We start from the raw sequence: 16668 nt of genomic DNA, 5'->3' as shown, positions 1-16668 counted from the left end.
CTAAAATTCCTGCGTATATAAAGTAATCATTACATAGTAGTAGGTATTAGTTTAGGGAAAAAGCCTCTCGTTTTTATATCGAGAGGCTTTTTATTTAGAGTCAATTGATTTTATTTAAGGCGGTTTTGCCTTAGCAAACTACCACTAATCTTCATGCAAATCTCCGTTTTATTTATTTGTTGCACAGCTTGCTAGGTTTCTTAAGGGGTGGGCTTAACGAAAGTTTCACTTGCCGTTTCTTTTCCAGTATTTACGTCAAAATTTTTAACGGTAGCGCTGGTTTGTTTATCATCGGCTGAGGTAAGCGACACAGGAATTGCTCTTTCCTTTTGATTATAATATGCCGCTTCGACTGATTCATTGTGATGCCCGCCGAGAATTGGAGCGATAACAAGTCCAATTAAACAGGTTAATTTGATCAAAATATTCATAGAAGGGCCAGAGGTATCCTTAAAAGGGTCACCAACAGTATCACCTGTAACAGCGGCTTTATGCGCCTCGGAACCTTTATATGTCATCTCACCATTTATTTCAACACCAGCCTCAAAAGATTTTTTGGCATTATCCCATGCGCCCCCAGCATTGTTTTGAAAGATAGCCCACATAACACCTGATACACATACACCAGCCATATAACCACCGAGTGGTTCAGCTCCTAAAAGCAATCCAATCACAATGGGTGTAATGATAGTTAACAATCCAGGTAAAAGCATTTCCTTTAATGCAGCTTTGGTGGATATTTCTACACATTTTCCATATTGTGGTGTTCCTGTCCCTTCTAATATTCCTGGGATATCTCTAAATTGTCTACGGACCTCTTGAACCATTTCCATAGCTGCTTTACCAACGGACTTCATGGCTAAAGCAGAAAAAACGACTGGAATCATCGCTCCTACAAAAAGCGTTGCTAATACATCCGCTTTAAAGATATTAATCCCATCGATCCCAGTAAAGGTCACATAGGCTGCAAATAACGCTAAAGCAGTTAATGCAGCAGAAGCGATCGCAAATCCTTTCCCTACGGCTGCAGTGGTATTCCCGACAGAATCCAAGATATCAGTACGCTCGCGCACCTGAGGATCCAATTCACTCATCTCAGCCACACCCCCAGCATTATCAGCAATCGGACCGAAGGCATCAATAGCCAATTGCATCGCTGTGGTTGCCATCATCGCGGAGGCTGCCAATGCGACGCCATAGAATCCAGCAAGTTGATAAGATCCATAAATGGCCACCGCAAACAGGAGTACCGACCAAAAGGTGGATTTCATTCCAACGGCTAAGCCAGCAATTATATTAGTGGCCGCCCCAGTGGAACTGTTCTGTACAATATCCAATACTGGTTTCTTTCCTAAACTTGTATAATAAGCCGTTACGTACGATATGAATGCTCCTACGGCAAGTCCAATACATGCTGCCCAGAACACATTAACAGAAGGAACTGCTACTGCTTCACTTCTACCAAATAAATTCATATACATCACCTCTGGAAGCATGTATTGAATTAGGAAGTAACTAGCCAGCAAGGTAATTCCAATGGCAACCCAATTCCCTGTGTCCAACGCTCTTTGAACCTGTGGTTCACGTGCATCATTACTAGATATACGAACCAAGAAAGTTCCTATAACGGAGGCTAAAATGCCCACTCCTGCAATCATTAAAGGAAGTAATATGGGACCCATATTATTAAAAGAATCGACAAAGGGTGTGTCCACGCTCATATCTCTAATAATATAATTTCCAAGAACCATCGCTGCCAGTACCGTAGCTACGTAAGAGCCAAATAAATCAGCACCCATACCAGCAACGTCTCCTACATTATCCCCTACATTATCCGCAATAGTGGCAGGATTTCTTGGATCATCCTCCGGAATTCCAGCCTCTACTTTTCCTACTAAATCAGCACCTACATCCGCTGCCTTGGTGTAGATTCCTCCACCAACTCTTGCAAACAATGCAATGGATTCAGCTCCTAAAGAAAATCCAGCAAGGGCCTCTAGAACAATGGTCATATCGTTGTAGAAATCCGCACTAGATCCGATAAATTGTCCTATAAAAAATAAGAACAACAAACTGAGCCCTAGTACAGCCAGACCGGCAACACCTAGGCCCATGACCGTTCCTCCAGAAAAAGATACTTTTAAAGCTTGAGGGAGACTCGTTTTGGCTGCTTCTGAAGTTCTAGTATTGGCCTCTGTTGCAATGCGCATCCCAATGTTTCCTGCTAAAGCAGAAAAGAAGGCACCGAAAATAAAGGCGGGTACAATCATCCAACTAGTGGTAGGGACAAGTAATGATATCCCAAACAATGCCACTGAAGCAATAATTACGAAAATAAACAGCAATCGATACTCAGCATTCAAAAAAGCGAGTGCTCCTTCTTTAATGCTCTTTGAGATGGATTGCATCTTGTCGCTTCCAGCTGGTTGCTTTTTAACCCATCCAGCTTTAACGACCATAAAAATAAGGCCGATAACGGCCATGATAATAGGCAGATAAATAATATTGGTTTCCATAAATAAATGTTAGTTAATACAATTATTGTTAAATGTACTAAAACCAATAGAAATAAAAAACAGCAACCTTTTGAGTTGCTGTTTTAAATATTGTGATCATTTTATTCCCTTAGTCGATGCAAACTTCATCGCGAGGAACATCACTATCCTGGAATCGGTTCACACATAAAGCGACAATTTCTTTCGCCTCTTGGTGGTCACCCCATCCTCCAATAGATACTTTTTTCTTTTCTAAATCCTTATAAACTTGGAAAAAATGCTCGATTTCTTTTATTAAATGAGGATTGAGTTCAGATAAGTCGCCAACGCGGTTCCAAACTGGATCAGAGACAGGCACACAAATGATTTTTTCATCTGGACCTTTTTCATCTTCCATGTGGAAAACCCCGATTGGTTTTACCTCCATAACACATCCTGGGAAGGTAGGTTCTGTAACTAGAACCAATACATCTAATGCATCACCATCTAAGGCCAAGGTTTCTGGTACAAATCCGTAATCGGCTGGATACATCATAGAAGAAAAGATCATTCGATCATATCGGACTTTCTTTAATTTAAAATCATACTCATATTTATTTCTACTTCCTTTAGGAATCTCGATTAATACGTCGAATGAAGAAATCTGATCTGCGCTCATTTATTTATTTATTTAGAGCCCTGTCTGTACATATAATGTCTTGACAAAAGCCGTTATAACTCATATTTATTGGGGTGCAAAAGTAGTGAAAAGCTTCTTTATTAGCAATGTAAAGTGCATAATTTGTAACAAATTTAAGACAGAAAAAAACCTAGAAAGAAAATTGTAAATTCCCTGTGACTGAAAAGTTTCGAGCATCTGGTAAATCTAGGTAATTCCCCCTAAAGTTAAAGTCAATTCTCAGTAGTTTAAAAATATTGCCAACCCCAAAAGAATACTCATAATACACCTGATTGGAGGGAGCTATGAGCAAATTCCCAGAAGGTGAATTCAGTAAAATATTCTCCTCTGAGATATCTCCCCAAACGCCACGAACACCCACAATTTCCCGAAGATTCAGCTTCTTCAATAGCGGTATCCTTGAAAATAGCTTACCATTAAAGTTGTGCTCAAGCTGTCCCGATACATAGGTATCAGTTACAAATTCATAGAAGTTGAGATTGGGAAATGTATTATAAATCGAAAAATAAGTCTGGTTCCCTGGAATGGGACTCAACAGACTCAACGGAACTTCACTAAAGGTTTTCCCAGCTTCAATGGTAGTTATACTTCGTCCCAAACCTCCTACATGAAATGGTTGACGGTAGTAAAATTGCAGCTTACGGTAGTTAAAGTCACTTTCTAAAAATCCTTCAAATCCTGCGGTATATAAAAGATGAATACGCGCATAGTCATTACTAACCACGCCTCTATCGACTCCATAACCTATGGTTTTTTTACCAGGGGTGTATTCAATCTCAGCCTTGATATCAAATTGCTTGACTTGACTCGCTACACCAGTAGGCTCATCCATATCCACATAATCCAAATTAAACTCATCAGGAAGCGCAGACTTCAGCGTCCTATAAGTTAGTCCTGTTCGCAAGGTAAGATTTTTAATAGGCTCATACCCTACGCTAAATGTTGTTAAGTTGATATCCGTGAGGGTGTGGTTACTCCCAGAGGTAAAAATGGCCGAAGAAGCAAAACTTCGTCCAAGGACATCGTTGGTAGCGGTTAAACTAACACCTAACTGCTCAATATCCCTACGTGTCCCTGCTGAAACAATAAGACGGTTTTTACGATCTAGCAACCATTTGGCAGAGAAACCATATTTGAATTTTTTATCCTTGAAACCATAGGCGGTATATCCTTCTATACGCCAAGGATCATTGGGCCCAAAATAAGTTCTACCCCCTGCTCGCAATCGCATCCCTTCCGCATCGTTAAAGCCAAAGGTTGAATAGATCGGACCATAATCTAAGTTAAGATCACTCAACTCCACATAACCTGATACCAAAATAGTAGCAAGATCGTATAGCCTTTTGAATTTAGGAACGGTCTTTAGGGTATCCAACATTTTATAAACCCCCTTTTCATCATTATTAAGCGCCTCTAATCGGTTCTGTTGCCAAAATACACTATCCCTGTTATATACTAATTCATTGTAAGGATCCACACGTTTTATATAAAAGCTTTTTGGCTTTTCTTCATCAAACTTATAGTGATCATAAATGGTGGTTCGTTTTCCATAAACCCCCTTGGAAGATTCTTTTTGACGAAGACTAAAATCACTCATCAAATAATCCCGTTTTAATAAAAACACTGTATCATTCAATACATCGAACTCCTGCTCAATATACAGTTCCTTCACCCAGTTTAAATTGGCGCTCTTGGAGGCTTGCATATTGATTCTTTTAATGGCAAAGGTGGTATCATTCACCCAGAAATTACCTTTAAAAGTTAATTCATTTGATCTCCTTGGATAGTAGATGATGTTGTAACACCACTTGTTACCAATATAAGCACTGTCAGATAAGACGTAGTTATACACATCCACTCCTGTACGAGAAAGCGGGCTGACAAAGCTCTTGTTAAAGAGTCGGATATAATTGTCATAAATGTTGTAGTCTGCATAGAGGTCTTTCACATACATGACAATACTTTGATTGTTACTAAATCCAGAATTCTTGTTTCCTAGCAATTTTTCAATTTGCTCATTTAGGTTGTTATCCCCGTAAACCTCCGAGTAGGATTCGTTGATAAAAATAGGCAGGTAGGTCTTACCAGTAATACGCGAGGTATCTACTTGGTCAAAAATAAACTCCATGCCTTTGAAGATCTTTTTATTGATAAAACTACTGTCAATGGTATTGAAGTCAAATTCAATTTTCTCGTACTTGTCATACTTGTACTGATCGAAGAGGTGTATACCGTTTTGACGTTTCTTTTCCCAAATTTTGCGAAGTATGGCAACAGCAGGATTTCCTTTCTTAGGTTGTTTTCCAACATAGACAACTACCTCATCCAACACCTCCCCTTCACTTAGTACAACTTTTAAATCATAGCTCACTTTCTTTTCAAGCTCGATATCCTGAGAAGTATATCCCAGCATGGAAATACTCAATATAGGATAGGTGGTATCGGATTCTAAGTAAAAACGGCCATCTTCATTGGTAATAGTCCCTTCAGTAGTATTTGGGAACATCACATTGGCATATGGAATGGCTTCACCTTGATCATCGACAACCACTCCACTGACCTTAGTTTGCGCAGCCAAGGCCACGGAAAACATCATTGCTATTAATCCTAATATACTTCTCATAAACAAAAAACTTCACTGAACTTATATAAAGCCAGTGAAGTTAATTAACGTAATAAAATCATTATTTGTATAATACTTTTTTTACAGCTTTGATCACGTCATTGTGATTTGGTAACCATTCTTTAAATAATACAGGAGAATATGGTGCAGGCGTATCAGCGGTATTTATCTTCACAATTGGTGCATCGAGAAAATCAAATGCCTGTGATTGAACTTGATACGTAATCTCCGTAGCAACGTTTCCAAAAGGCCATGCTTCCTCTAATATTACTAATCTATTGGTTTTCTTTACAGATTTTAATATGGTATCATGATCCATCGGACGGACTGTTCGAAGATCGATAATCTCACAACTAATCCCTTCTTTTTCTAATTCCTCGGCAGCAGCGTAGGCTTCCTTGATAATTTTTCCAAAAGAAACAATGGTTACATCCTGACCTTCTCTTTTAACTTCAGCAACTCCGATTGGAATAGTATACTCTCCTTCAGGCACTTCTCCTTTATCGCCATACATTTGCTCAGATTCCATAAAGATCACTGGATCGGGATCTTGGATTGCGGATTTCAACAATCCTTTTGCATCATATGGATTTGAAGGAACAATAACCTTTAATCCAGGGGTATTTGCATACCAGTTCTCAAAAGCTTGAGAGTGTGTTGCAGCTAATTGACCAGCAGAAGCAGTAGGCCCTCTAAAAACGATAGGGCAATTAAATTGACCACCAGACATTTGACGGATTTTTGCCGCATTGTTAATGATCTGGTCAATCCCTACCAAGGCAAAGTTAAAAGTCATAAACTCTACAATAGGTTTGTTACCATTCATAGCAGAACCAACAGCGATCCCAGCAAAACCAAGCTCAGAGATAGGGGTATCGATTACTCTTTCTGGGCCAAATTCATCGAGCATCCCTTTGGATGCCTTATAGGCGCCATTATACTCCGCAACTTCTTCACCCATTAAATAAACGGTTTCATCTTTGCGCATTTCTTCGCTCATGGCCTCACAAACTGCCTCTCTAAACTGAATTGTTCTCATTTATTTTATTTGATAGTATTGACATCTATTTTTTAAGCTTAGCAAAAATAGTAATTCTAACACAACTATCTCCATAAGATTCTGATAAAAAAATATTATGCATGCATAGCTTATTGTTAAATTAATCAGTATCTTCGTTACACAATATATTTATATCATAAAAAACATCTTCAAAAATGAAAATATTAGTTTGCATAAGTCATGTTCCTGACACCACCTCTAAAATTAATTTTACCGATGGCGATCAGCAATTTGACACCACTGGCGTGCAATTTATCATTAATCCTAATGATGAATTTGGTCTAACACGTGCTATGTGGTTTAAAGAAAAACAAGGGGCTGAGGTAACCGTTGTCAATGTTGGAGATAGCAGCACAGAGCCCACCCTTAGAAAAGCACTTGCTATTGGAGCTGACAAAGCGATCCGTATCAATGCCACCCCAATTGATGGCTATTACACCGCGGTTCAACTCGCAGCAGTTGCCAAAGACTACGATCTTGTGATTGCTGGTAAAGAATCCATTGATTACAACGGCGGCATGGTTCCTGGAATTCTAGCTGAGCTTACTGGTTTTAACTTTGTCAACAGCTGTATTGGATTAGAGGTTGATGGAAATACTGCAACAGCAACCCGCGAAATAGACGGCGGTAAGGAATCGCTTCAAACATCCCTCCCATTAGTTATCGGGGGCCAAAAAGGAATAGTCGAAGAGAAAGATTTAAAGATCCCTAATGTACGGGGTATTATGATGGCTAGAAAAAAACCATTAACCGTGCAAGAACCTACCGAGACAGCTAGCCTGACAAAGGCCGTCTCTTTTGAAAAACCAGCGCCTAAAGGAGCGGTTAAATTGGTAGAGGCCAATAACCTTGATGCCTTAATTGATTTGTTACACAATGAGGCGAAAGTTATTTAATAACATGCCTAAGGCATCCTAATGGATCATTTTTTTAGTTTTAACTAAAAAACAATCCAACTATATTTTTAATGTGATAAAGATACAAACATGTCAATATTAGTATATACCGAATCAGAAAACGGAAAATTCAAAAAAAGCGCTTTGGAAGTTGCCTCCTATGCTAAAGGTGTGGCGGATCAGCTAAACACCCAGGTTGTTGCTGTGGCTATAAATGTAAATGACACCACTGCTTTAGCAAATTATGGAGTTAACAAAGTCCTTCAAGTGAAGGATTCAAAGCTAGATAACTTCAATGCAAAGGCATATGCAGACGTATTACAGCAAGCAGCTGAGCAAAATTCAAGCAAGGTTATTGTTGTAAGCTCCAGTGCTAATTCCAAATACCTTGCACCCCTATTATCAGCAGGATTAAAAGCTGGTTATGCTTCAAATGTAGTAGCATTACCAGAGAGTGTTGAGCCATTTAGAGTCAAGCGAACTGCCTTTTCAAACAAAGCATTCAATCACACAGAGATTACCTCAGCAATAAAGATCCTAGGCCTGGCCAATAATGCCTATGGTCTTAAGGAACATAGCGCGAGTGCAACTTCGGAATCATTTACCCCTGTATTGGATGAAAAAGATTTTGATATCAAAGTAAGTGCTGTGGATAAAACCACTGGAAAAATTGCTATTGCAGATGCTGATATTGTGGTCTCCGGAGGTCGTGGATTAAAAGGACCTGAAAACTGGCACCTCATTGAGGACCTAGCAGAAGTACTGGGTGCAGCAACTGCATGCTCAAAACCAGTGTCTGATATGGGTTGGAGACCTCATAGCGAGCACGTTGGACAAACCGGTAAACCAGTGGCTTCCAACCTCTATGTTGCCGTAGGAATCTCTGGTGCCATTCAACACCTGGCTGGAGTGAATGCTTCAAAGGTAAAACTGGTCATTAATAATGATCCTGAAGCACCATTTTTTAAAGCTGCGGATTACGGCGTAGTTGGGGATGCCTTTACGGTAGTGCCAGAGTTAATCGAAAAATTGAAAGAATTTAAAGCAAATAACGCATAATTTTTGCTAAATTGTGCCCGCAGAGGGCTGTCTAAATTATAGGGATACGTCCTCATTATTTAGGCAGCCTTTATTATTTTGATGATGTATGAGCTTAGTAAAATTGAACATAAAAGGAATTTCCTATAGCCAAACCCAGAATGGAGCATACGCCTTAATTCTCAACGAAGTAGACGGCGAACGAAAACTTCCTATTGTCATTGGAGCCTTTGAAGCCCAATCTATTGCCATTGCACTGGAAAAAGAAATTAAACCACCTCGCCCCCTGACCCATGATTTGTTTAAAAATTTTGCAGACCGGTTCGAAATCGTGGTCAAGCAAGTTATAATTCACAAATTAGTCGATGGCGTATTTTATTCTAGTATTATTTGCGAACGAGATAAGATTGAAGAAATTATCGATGCAAGAACCAGTGACGCTATAGCCCTTGCCTTAAGATTTGATGCACCTATATTTACTTATAAAAACATTTTAGACAAGGCAGGAATCTATTTAAAATTCTCTCCAAAAGAAGACAAAGAAAAAGACAGTATTATTGTAGAGGAAGTGATCAGTAAAGAAGACAAGCCATCTTCAGATGATAATTCTTACCGTTCTCATTCCTTGCAGGAATTACACGAACTTTTAGATGGAGCTGTGCGAAGTGAGGACTACGAAAAGGCCGCTAAAATACGCGATGAAATCTCAAGAAGAGAACCCAAAAACAGATAGCAAATCATATAAAGTTTAACTTTTTCCATATATATATCACCCATAGATGTAGAAATTTTTAAAAGGACCAACCCACCGCTACATTGATGTTTACACAAGACACACCTTACAACTGATGAAAAAACGTATAGCCTTATTATTTAGCATCCTTTTTTCAATAATAGCCTTGGGGCAAAATATCAAAAAAGAATGGCAAATAACCGAGTCCGATCCATCCACCTCTATCACAAAGATTATTTTTGAAAACGGAACTTTCACCCTCTCAACTGCCACAGAAACACTTCAAGGAAACTACACCCATATTGATGATCTGCTGAGCTTAAACTTTTACGATCACCCAGATCAGGTGGAATATTATACCGTAAGTGAACTAACAGATCAGAAGCTGCTTTTAAAAAATAAAACTCAAACGCTCGCCTTTACCTCGCACCCTAATGCACAAACCCTTCAAGGACAAGGCGCAATTGTACCCAATCAAGGTTTTAGCTTTACCAGCTTATGGCGAGGGGCATTGGGAATGTTGGTACTAATATTTATCGCTTTTGTCTTTAGTCACAACCGATCAGCGATCAATTGGAAAACAGTCGTACTGGGCCTGGCTGCTCAACTTATATTAGCCATTGGTATATTAGAGATTCCCTTTGTTCAAAGTGCTTTCGAATGGCTTGGAAACCTTTTTATATTGGTACTTGATTTTACCGCTGCAGGCAGTGAGTTCTTACTAGGCGGTTTGATGAATACAGAAAGTTTTGGGTACATCTTTTTATTTCAAGTATTACCCACGATCATCTTCTTTTCTGCGCTGACTTCCGTGCTGTTTTATTTAGGGATCATACAAAACGTGGTCAAAGCAATGGCATGGGTTCTAACCAAGCTATTGGGCATATCTGGAGCTGAAAGCCTGTCGGTCGCTGGAAACATATTTCTCGGACAAACCGAAGCACCTTTAATGATCAAGGCCTATTTGGAACGCATGAACAAATCGGAAATGCTCCTAGTTATGGTTGGTGGAATGTCCACTGTGGCTGGAGGTGTTCTTGCGGCATACATCGGATTTCTAGGCGGTGACGATCCAGCGTTACGACTGGTTTTTGCCAAACATTTATTAGCTGCCTCAGTGATGGCAGCACCAGGAGCGATTGTGATTTCAAAAATGCTCTACCCGCAACAAGAAAAGATCAATGCTAACTTAGAAGTTACTTCGGATAAAATTGGTTCCAACCTCCTGGATGCTATTGCAAATGGAACCACGGAAGGACTTAAGCTGGCCGCCAATGTAGCCGCGATGCTTTTAGTCTTTATTGCCTTTATCGCCATGCTTAATTATGGCCTAAGATGGGTTGGAGATATCACCAATTTAAATACGCTCTTAGCCAATAACACACCCTATGAATTCTTCTCACTAGAATCCATTCTAGGAATTGCATTTGCTCCACTTATGTGGCTTATCGGAGTGGCAAAAGAGGACATGATGCTTATGGGACAATTACTAGGGATAAAATTAGCCGCCAGTGAATTTGTGGGCTACGTCCAATTAGCAGAATTAAAAAACATCACAAGTGGAACGCATTTCACCTATAATAAATCCGTGATCATGGCAACCTATATGTTATGTGGTTTTGCGAATTTTGCCTCCATAGGGATTCAAATAGGCGGGATCGGTTCTCTAGCACCAGGACAGCGTAAAACACTTTCTGAATTTGGATTAAAAGCGGTGTTAGGTGGATCGTTAGCTTCCCTTTTATCTGCCACTATCGCAGGAATGATTCTAGGATAAATTATCCCTGATTTGTTACCTTTAAGCCTTCAGGATTTTTAAAAATAAGCACTCCCTAATAGTGTTTTGGGATTAAACAAAAAACCTTAGATTTGAAGGGATCATTTCAACAATTTTAAAAAAAAACATAAGATGAAGCAATATCACGATTTGGTTAGACACGTTTTGGAGAATGGACATGAGAAAGGAGACCGTACAGGCACAGGTACAAAAAGTGTGTTCGGGTATCAAATGCGTTTTGATCTGAGCAAAGGTTTCCCTATGGTGACCACTAAAAAGCTACATCTTAAATCAATTATCTATGAATTGTTATGGTTTATAAAGGGAGACACTAACATCGGATACCTCCAAGAAAACGGCGTTCGAATATGGAATGAATGGGCTGATGATAAGGGGGATTTAGGTCCGGTCTATGGCCATCAATGGCGAAACTGGAACAGTGAAGAGATCGACCAAATTACAGAGGTTATTCACACCTTAAAAAACAACCCGAATTCACGTCGCATGCTCGTTAGTGCATGGAACCCAAGTGTGCTCCCTGATAATCAATTAAGCTTCCAAGAAAATGTAGCCAAGGGAAAAGCGGCACTACCGCCATGCCACGCTTTTTTCCAATTCTATGTCGCCGATGGAAAATTGTCCTGTCAGCTATATCAAAGAAGTGCTGATATCTTTTTAGGAGTTCCTTTCAACATCGCATCTTACGCCCTATTTACTATGATGATAGCACAAGTATGTGGGTACGGGGCAGGAGATTTTATTCACACCTTCGGGGACGCACATATTTACAACAACCATGTAACGCAATTGGAATTACAACTCTCCAGAGAACCCAGACCATTGCCAACAATGAAACTGAATCCGGAGATAAAATCCATCTTTGATTTTAAATTCGAAGATTTTAGTCTTGAAAATTACGACCCACATCCACACATCAAAGGACGTGTAGCCGTATAAGGACAACTATGATCGCCACTAGCCTTTTGAACAACTTTAACGCAATTATACTATATCAATTGTTTTAAAATCACTAATTTTAGGACATAAAATCATTGTAAATGAATAGTATATGCTAATCTCCGATCAAATCATTGGCGATTTCATTCAGACTAGGCAAACGACCGAAGAGATTTGCGCGCCTTTAACCCAAGAGGATTATGTGATTCAACTACGAAATTATATGTCTCCCCCAAAATGGCATTTAGGCCATACGAGTTGGTTCTTTGAAGAATATTTCCTTAAAAAATTCAACGAAAATTACCAGGAGTATAATCCAGAATTCAAACACATCTTTAACAGTGCCTACCAGCACATTGAAGATCGCCATTTAAGATCCAGTAGAGCGAATCTATCAAGACCTTCTGTAGAAGAAGTTTATGAGTACCGCGATCACATCACTAATTATTTGGCAGAGTTCTTGGATGATCATCCCGATGAACAGATGTCATTTCTTTTAACCTTAGGTATACAACATGAAAAGCAGCATCAGGAATTGCTGCTTAATGATATCAAATACCTCCTAGGTAGTAATCCACTGCGCCCACGTTACTCTGAGACCTACGAAGAGAACATCATTGAGAAACAAAAAAACAAGTGGATCAAAGTAAAAGAAGGATTATATGAAATTGGTCACGCCACTACTGACTTTTGTTTTGACAATGAACTAGGAAAACACAAAGTATATCTGAATAATTATAAGATATCCAACAAACTCGTTACCAATGGGGAGTATCTAGAATTCATATTAGATGGTGGCTATGAGAATGATCATCTATGGCACGCTGAAGGTTGGCAGTGGTTAAAAAGACATCAGATAAAGTCGCCTATGTATTGGCATTTTGTCGCAGGGCAGTGGCAACAATACACCCTTAAGGGTATCCGAGTATTAGACCTTGAAGCCCCTGTAACCCATGTTTCGTATTATGAAGCCTTCGCCTACGCCAATTGGAGAGAACTACGTTTGCCTACCGAGTTTGAATGGGAAATCGCACAAGACTATTTCGATTGGGGAAAACGCTGGGAATGGACTGAGAGCGCGTATCAACCCTATCCTAAATTCAAAAAGCGTACTGAATTCATTTGGGAGTACAACCAAAACTTCATGGTTAATAAAAAAGTGCTACGTGGAGGATCGGTTGTAACCTCTAAGAACCATACGCGATATACCTACCGAAATTTCTATCATCCTTCCTTACGATGGCAATTTAGTGGAATTCGGTTGGCCAAAGGATAAAACAAACAGCCTTATTTCGGATTACCACGGAGTATTTTAACTACTTTGTCAACATCCTTTTCAGTATTGTAGAGATGGAAACTTAATCGAACGCCTGGTCCTCTTTTTGAAAACACAATGTTTCGCTCACTGAGCAACTGCGCTTGTTTATCTGATAGTTGAAGATTAAATATATTGGAGTGCTTAACAGTCCGTTTTACAATAGTTCCATCTAAGAGACCTAAAGAAAGAAATTGTTCTTTAGCATAAGTTGCAACACGCGAAATGTGTTGTTCAATTTCCTTCTGTCCAACAGCTGACAGCTGTTTTAGACTGTAACCTAGACTTCCTAAATTTAAGGTATCTAAATGACCTGCTTCCAAGTGAAGTTCCAAGTGACTTTTAGATTGTAAAAATGGCTGCTCTAGTGGCTCTATTTCCAGGGTATTGCTATAGAAGTTATTTTGTTGCGCTTCTTTGACTAACAAATAGGCATTTCCATAGCCTGCTAGAAGCCACTTATATCCGCTACCTCCAAAGATATCTATTCCAGAATCTTTAAAGGAAAACATTTCAGTGCCACTATACTGCGTAGCGTCCGCAATTAAAAGTACATCAGGGTATTGCTTTTTAAGAGAATTAATAAAATTAAGATCTAATTTAATACCACTGATATATTGCACCAAACTAAAAGCAAATACATCTGGAGTATTATCATTAAACTCTTGTAAAATTCGATCCTCAAGATCTGCAGTAATCTCGATTGTCTTCACCTTTAACCCGCTTGAGTAAAAAGGAAAACTAAGCGATGGATAATCGTCTTGTAGCAGTAAAACCGACTTGTCTTTATCCATTCCGCTCACTAAGGTTTTTAAAGCAAAAGTAAAGTTCGGTGTCAGAAACACTTCTTTATTAGCGGCATTAAAATAGTTCGCCACATCGGTTCTAACGCTATTTAAAGTTTGATCGACTGACAATCGAAACTGACTCCCCCCGATAAGAAAGTCAATATCATGATTTTGACGCCACTCCATTAGACCTTCCCCAAGAAGTCCTGAGGAAGCCGTATTGAGATAACAAAATCTTGTCATCACAGGGTAATCTTTCTTAAACTGTTCTATGGTCATATTGTTAGTTATTTGATACGGCTCTTAGGTAAAGAAATTCCAAACCACGCCAAACCTTATAATAAAGTCCCGGTAAGGGTTAAATGGAGCTGAATAATATTCCTTTTCACCAAAGAGGGAATTAAGGTGTTCTGCTTTAAGATAAATACGGGTACGTTGAACTTTGGCGTTTATGAAGAAATCAAGCACCGGATAACCACCAAATTCTTCCCTATCCTGAATGAGCAACTCCCCTAATACTGGGCTATACGAGTTCATATAATATTTTGTAAAATACTTCGCTTCGATTCCAGTTTGTAGGTACAGTGCCTTTTGAAACAAATGGTTTGAGTAATACAATGATTGACGCGTTGTCAACTCAGGGACATTGAGGATATTCTCACTCTGACTTACATTTTGATACATGATCGTATTGGCCAGCCCCAAATTCCTGAGAAAATGAATGTTATTTTGAAATTTCACTTTAATAGAATTGATACTCCCATTAAATTGTTCTGCGGTAGCCAATTGCTGGGTGTCCACCCCTGAGATGCTATCATAGGTGGCGTGTTCTTTAAAATAAGCATACCCGTCCCTTACCGTATAAGAAACCTCTAGACTCCCCCATTTCTGATGGGTTAATTTCCCTGTAATAGTGCTGAGTTTCTGTTTTTCAAAATCATCCGTATGTTGCCAGTTGAATCCTTTATAATCACTTTGGTACAAGAGGAAATTAAAGTTTGGCATACGTGTGGAGGCATGTAAGGAAGCATCAAGTTGGATCGCATCGCTCAGGCTATATTTCATCTGGGCATTTAATTGCGTACCGCCCATTTCCCCAACGATATTTTGTATTAGTGTCCCTTTAAGAGAAAAACCACCGATGTTCTTTTCCCAACGCCCTCCTAAGGCTATCTCATTATCCTTAAGTTGATTTGTAATTGTTCCTTGAGGTCCTACAACAATACTATTAAACAAATAATTATACTTATAGAAATTGGCCAAAAAACTAGCCTTCCCAATAATCTTATTTTGATAATTTAAACTCAGTAAGTTATTAAAAGTCCTTAGTTTAGACTTATCATGCAATTTTGAAGTTTGGTAAGATTCCCCAAAATAAGAATTTGCAGCTTCCTGTCTAAACTCATAACTTTTGGTTTCATAGGTGAGTTCGTGCCCTACAGATAATCCGTAATTCTTTAACGAATCTTGCTCTTTAAAAATAAAGTATTCATGGTCCAGAAAATACCGTTTTCCCAGCAAGAAGTTCTCGGCATCTTCGAATTTCACATCAATTCGAGAACGATCAATAAACTCCTCATCTCCACTAGAAAACTGTTCTGGAACCAATAGCCCTCCATTATCTTGATTCAAAATATCTTGCCCTGCATAATGCAATCGCATAAGATATTTCTTGTCCTTGGTATGGTAACTTGTGGTAAATCTAAAATTTCCAGAACTCGATAGGATGTGTTGATACTTCCCTAGCGAGCGCATTCCTTTATAGGCAATTGACATATTGAGTTGCGGAGAAGTGTTCACGGTAATCATCGCATCCAAAATATGTCCCTGCTCCATAACAGTTTTATACATCAACTCCGTGGTAGGCGTAGGCACTCTATAGTAGTTGATGTCCTCAACCTCCATATAGTTAAAATGTTTACCCTCTGCGCCCAATCTAGGATACAAACTCTTATCCGCTGTAGTAACCCCAAGACGATTATAAGTCTGTCCTATGTTATTAAACCGTAATAATTCAAAATTATCCTTTCTAAGATAATTGTATTTATACTGTTTATAGACCGTCAGCGTGGTATCAAAATAAGTGGTATCACGCTGATAGGAAATGATTCTATAATCCGTGATTGGAAATTTTTCATCATCCTTTTTAGGGGATTTTGCATCTTTGGAGGAAACAAGAGTAGTGTCATTTACCTCCCTTTCTAGGTCTTCATCTTGGGCAAATATAAAGCAACTCCCAAGGAGGAAGAAAAATATAAATAAGCTATTAGAGTATTTCACACGATAATTCTTTTAGCACGCACTTGT

At 39.1% G+C, this 16668-nt stretch carries 12 protein-coding genes; 6 read left to right on the top strand and 6 right to left on the bottom strand.

What is annotated here, in order from left to right:
- Positions 1-200 precede the first annotated feature (200 nt).
- The 4 genes from VKY50_RS02290 to VKY50_RS02275 form a co-directional block, all read right to left on the bottom strand.
- Entirely contained in the window at positions 201-2516 is a 2316-nt protein-coding gene (locus VKY50_RS02290) for a sodium-translocating pyrophosphatase (RefSeq protein WP_324298427.1), read from the bottom strand.
- A gap of 109 nt (positions 2517-2625) precedes the next feature.
- Complete coding sequence (locus tag VKY50_RS02285) at positions 2626-3153, bottom strand: inorganic diphosphatase (protein ID WP_008990914.1); 528 nt, start codon at positions 3151-3153, stop codon at positions 2626-2628.
- Positions 3154-3304: 151 nt separating this feature from the next.
- Positions 3305-5797: a DUF5686 and carboxypeptidase-like regulatory domain-containing protein gene (locus VKY50_RS02280; RefSeq protein ID WP_324298425.1), complete on the bottom strand. Its 2493-nt coding sequence runs from the start codon at positions 5795-5797 to the stop codon at positions 3305-3307.
- 61 nt (positions 5798-5858) lie between these two features.
- The gene (locus VKY50_RS02275; protein ID WP_324298423.1) at positions 5859-6836 is read right to left on the bottom strand and encodes a pyruvate dehydrogenase complex E1 component subunit beta; all 978 of its coding nucleotides are present in this window, start codon (positions 6834-6836) and stop codon (positions 5859-5861) included.
- 176 nt (positions 6837-7012) lie between these two features.
- Here VKY50_RS02275 and VKY50_RS02270 point away from each other — a divergent pair, with 176 nt between their 5' ends.
- The 6 genes from VKY50_RS02270 to egtB all read left to right on the top strand — a co-directional run bounded on the left by VKY50_RS02270 (position 7013) and on the right by egtB (position 13534).
- Positions 7013-7753 carry an electron transfer flavoprotein subunit beta/FixA family protein gene (locus VKY50_RS02270; protein ID WP_324298421.1) on the top strand — a complete coding sequence of 247 codons (741 nt, stop codon included), beginning with the start codon at positions 7013-7015 and terminating at the stop codon, positions 7751-7753.
- 90 nt (positions 7754-7843) lie between these two features.
- On the top strand, positions 7844-8812 hold the full coding sequence (locus VKY50_RS02265) for an electron transfer flavoprotein subunit alpha/FixB family protein (protein ID WP_324298418.1): 969 nt from the start codon (positions 7844-7846) through the stop codon (positions 8810-8812).
- Positions 8813-8900: 88 nt separating this feature from the next.
- Positions 8901-9524, top strand: coding sequence for a bifunctional nuclease family protein (locus tag VKY50_RS02260; RefSeq protein ID WP_324298416.1), 624 nt, complete (start codon positions 8901-8903; stop codon positions 9522-9524).
- 115 nt (positions 9525-9639) lie between these two features.
- Positions 9640-11301: a NupC/NupG family nucleoside CNT transporter gene (locus tag VKY50_RS02255; RefSeq protein WP_324298414.1), complete on the top strand. Its 1662-nt coding sequence runs from the start codon at positions 9640-9642 to the stop codon at positions 11299-11301.
- Positions 11302-11433: 132 nt separating this feature from the next.
- A complete protein-coding gene (locus VKY50_RS02250) occupies positions 11434-12258 on the top strand; it encodes a thymidylate synthase (protein ID WP_324298412.1) in 825 nt (274 codons plus the stop codon).
- Between the two features lie 112 nt (positions 12259-12370).
- Positions 12371-13534, top strand: a complete 1164-nt coding sequence (egtB, locus tag VKY50_RS02245; protein WP_324298410.1) for an ergothioneine biosynthesis protein EgtB — start codon at positions 12371-12373, stop codon at positions 13532-13534.
- Positions 13535-13545: 11 nt separating this feature from the next.
- Here the strand turns inward: egtB and VKY50_RS02240 are convergent, their stop codons facing one another.
- Positions 13546-14640 (bottom strand): aminotransferase class V-fold PLP-dependent enzyme, encoded by a 1095-nt coding sequence (locus VKY50_RS02240; protein WP_324298408.1) that lies wholly within the window; start codon positions 14638-14640, stop codon positions 13546-13548.
- A gap of 24 nt (positions 14641-14664) precedes the next feature.
- Positions 14665-16641, bottom strand: coding sequence for a putative porin (locus VKY50_RS02235; protein WP_324298406.1), 1977 nt, complete (start codon positions 16639-16641; stop codon positions 14665-14667).
- Positions 16642-16668: the final 27 nt, after the last annotated feature.

Origin of the sequence: Galbibacter sp. (assembly GCF_035306585.1) — a bacterium.
Taxonomy (GTDB): domain Bacteria; phylum Bacteroidota; class Bacteroidia; order Flavobacteriales; family Flavobacteriaceae; genus Galbibacter.
Note: the sequence above shows the minus strand (reverse complement) of the source record. Positions and strands in the feature narration are given on the sequence as shown.

Coding starts and splice junctions, on each gene's coding strand:
- VKY50_RS02290 (WP_324298427.1), bottom strand. CDS start 2,516: ATGGAAACCAATATTATTTATCTGCCTATTATCATGGCCGTTATCGGC.
- VKY50_RS02285 (WP_008990914.1), bottom strand. CDS start 3,153: ATGAGCGCAGATCAGATTTCTTCATTCGACGTATTAATCGAGATTCCT.
- VKY50_RS02280 (WP_324298425.1), bottom strand. CDS start 5,797: ATGAGAAGTATATTAGGATTAATAGCAATGATGTTTTCCGTGGCCTTG.
- VKY50_RS02275 (WP_324298423.1), bottom strand. CDS start 6,836: ATGAGAACAATTCAGTTTAGAGAGGCAGTTTGTGAGGCCATGAGCGAA.
- VKY50_RS02270 (WP_324298421.1), top strand. CDS start 7,013: ATGAAAATATTAGTTTGCATAAGTCATGTTCCTGACACCACCTCTAAA.
- VKY50_RS02265 (WP_324298418.1), top strand. CDS start 7,844: ATGTCAATATTAGTATATACCGAATCAGAAAACGGAAAATTCAAAAAA.
- VKY50_RS02260 (WP_324298416.1), top strand. CDS start 8,901: ATGAGCTTAGTAAAATTGAACATAAAAGGAATTTCCTATAGCCAAACC.
- VKY50_RS02255 (WP_324298414.1), top strand. CDS start 9,640: ATGAAAAAACGTATAGCCTTATTATTTAGCATCCTTTTTTCAATAATA.
- VKY50_RS02250 (WP_324298412.1), top strand. CDS start 11,434: ATGAAGCAATATCACGATTTGGTTAGACACGTTTTGGAGAATGGACAT.
- egtB (WP_324298410.1), top strand. CDS start 12,371: ATGCTAATCTCCGATCAAATCATTGGCGATTTCATTCAGACTAGGCAA.
- VKY50_RS02240 (WP_324298408.1), bottom strand. CDS start 14,640: ATGACCATAGAACAGTTTAAGAAAGATTACCCTGTGATGACAAGATTT.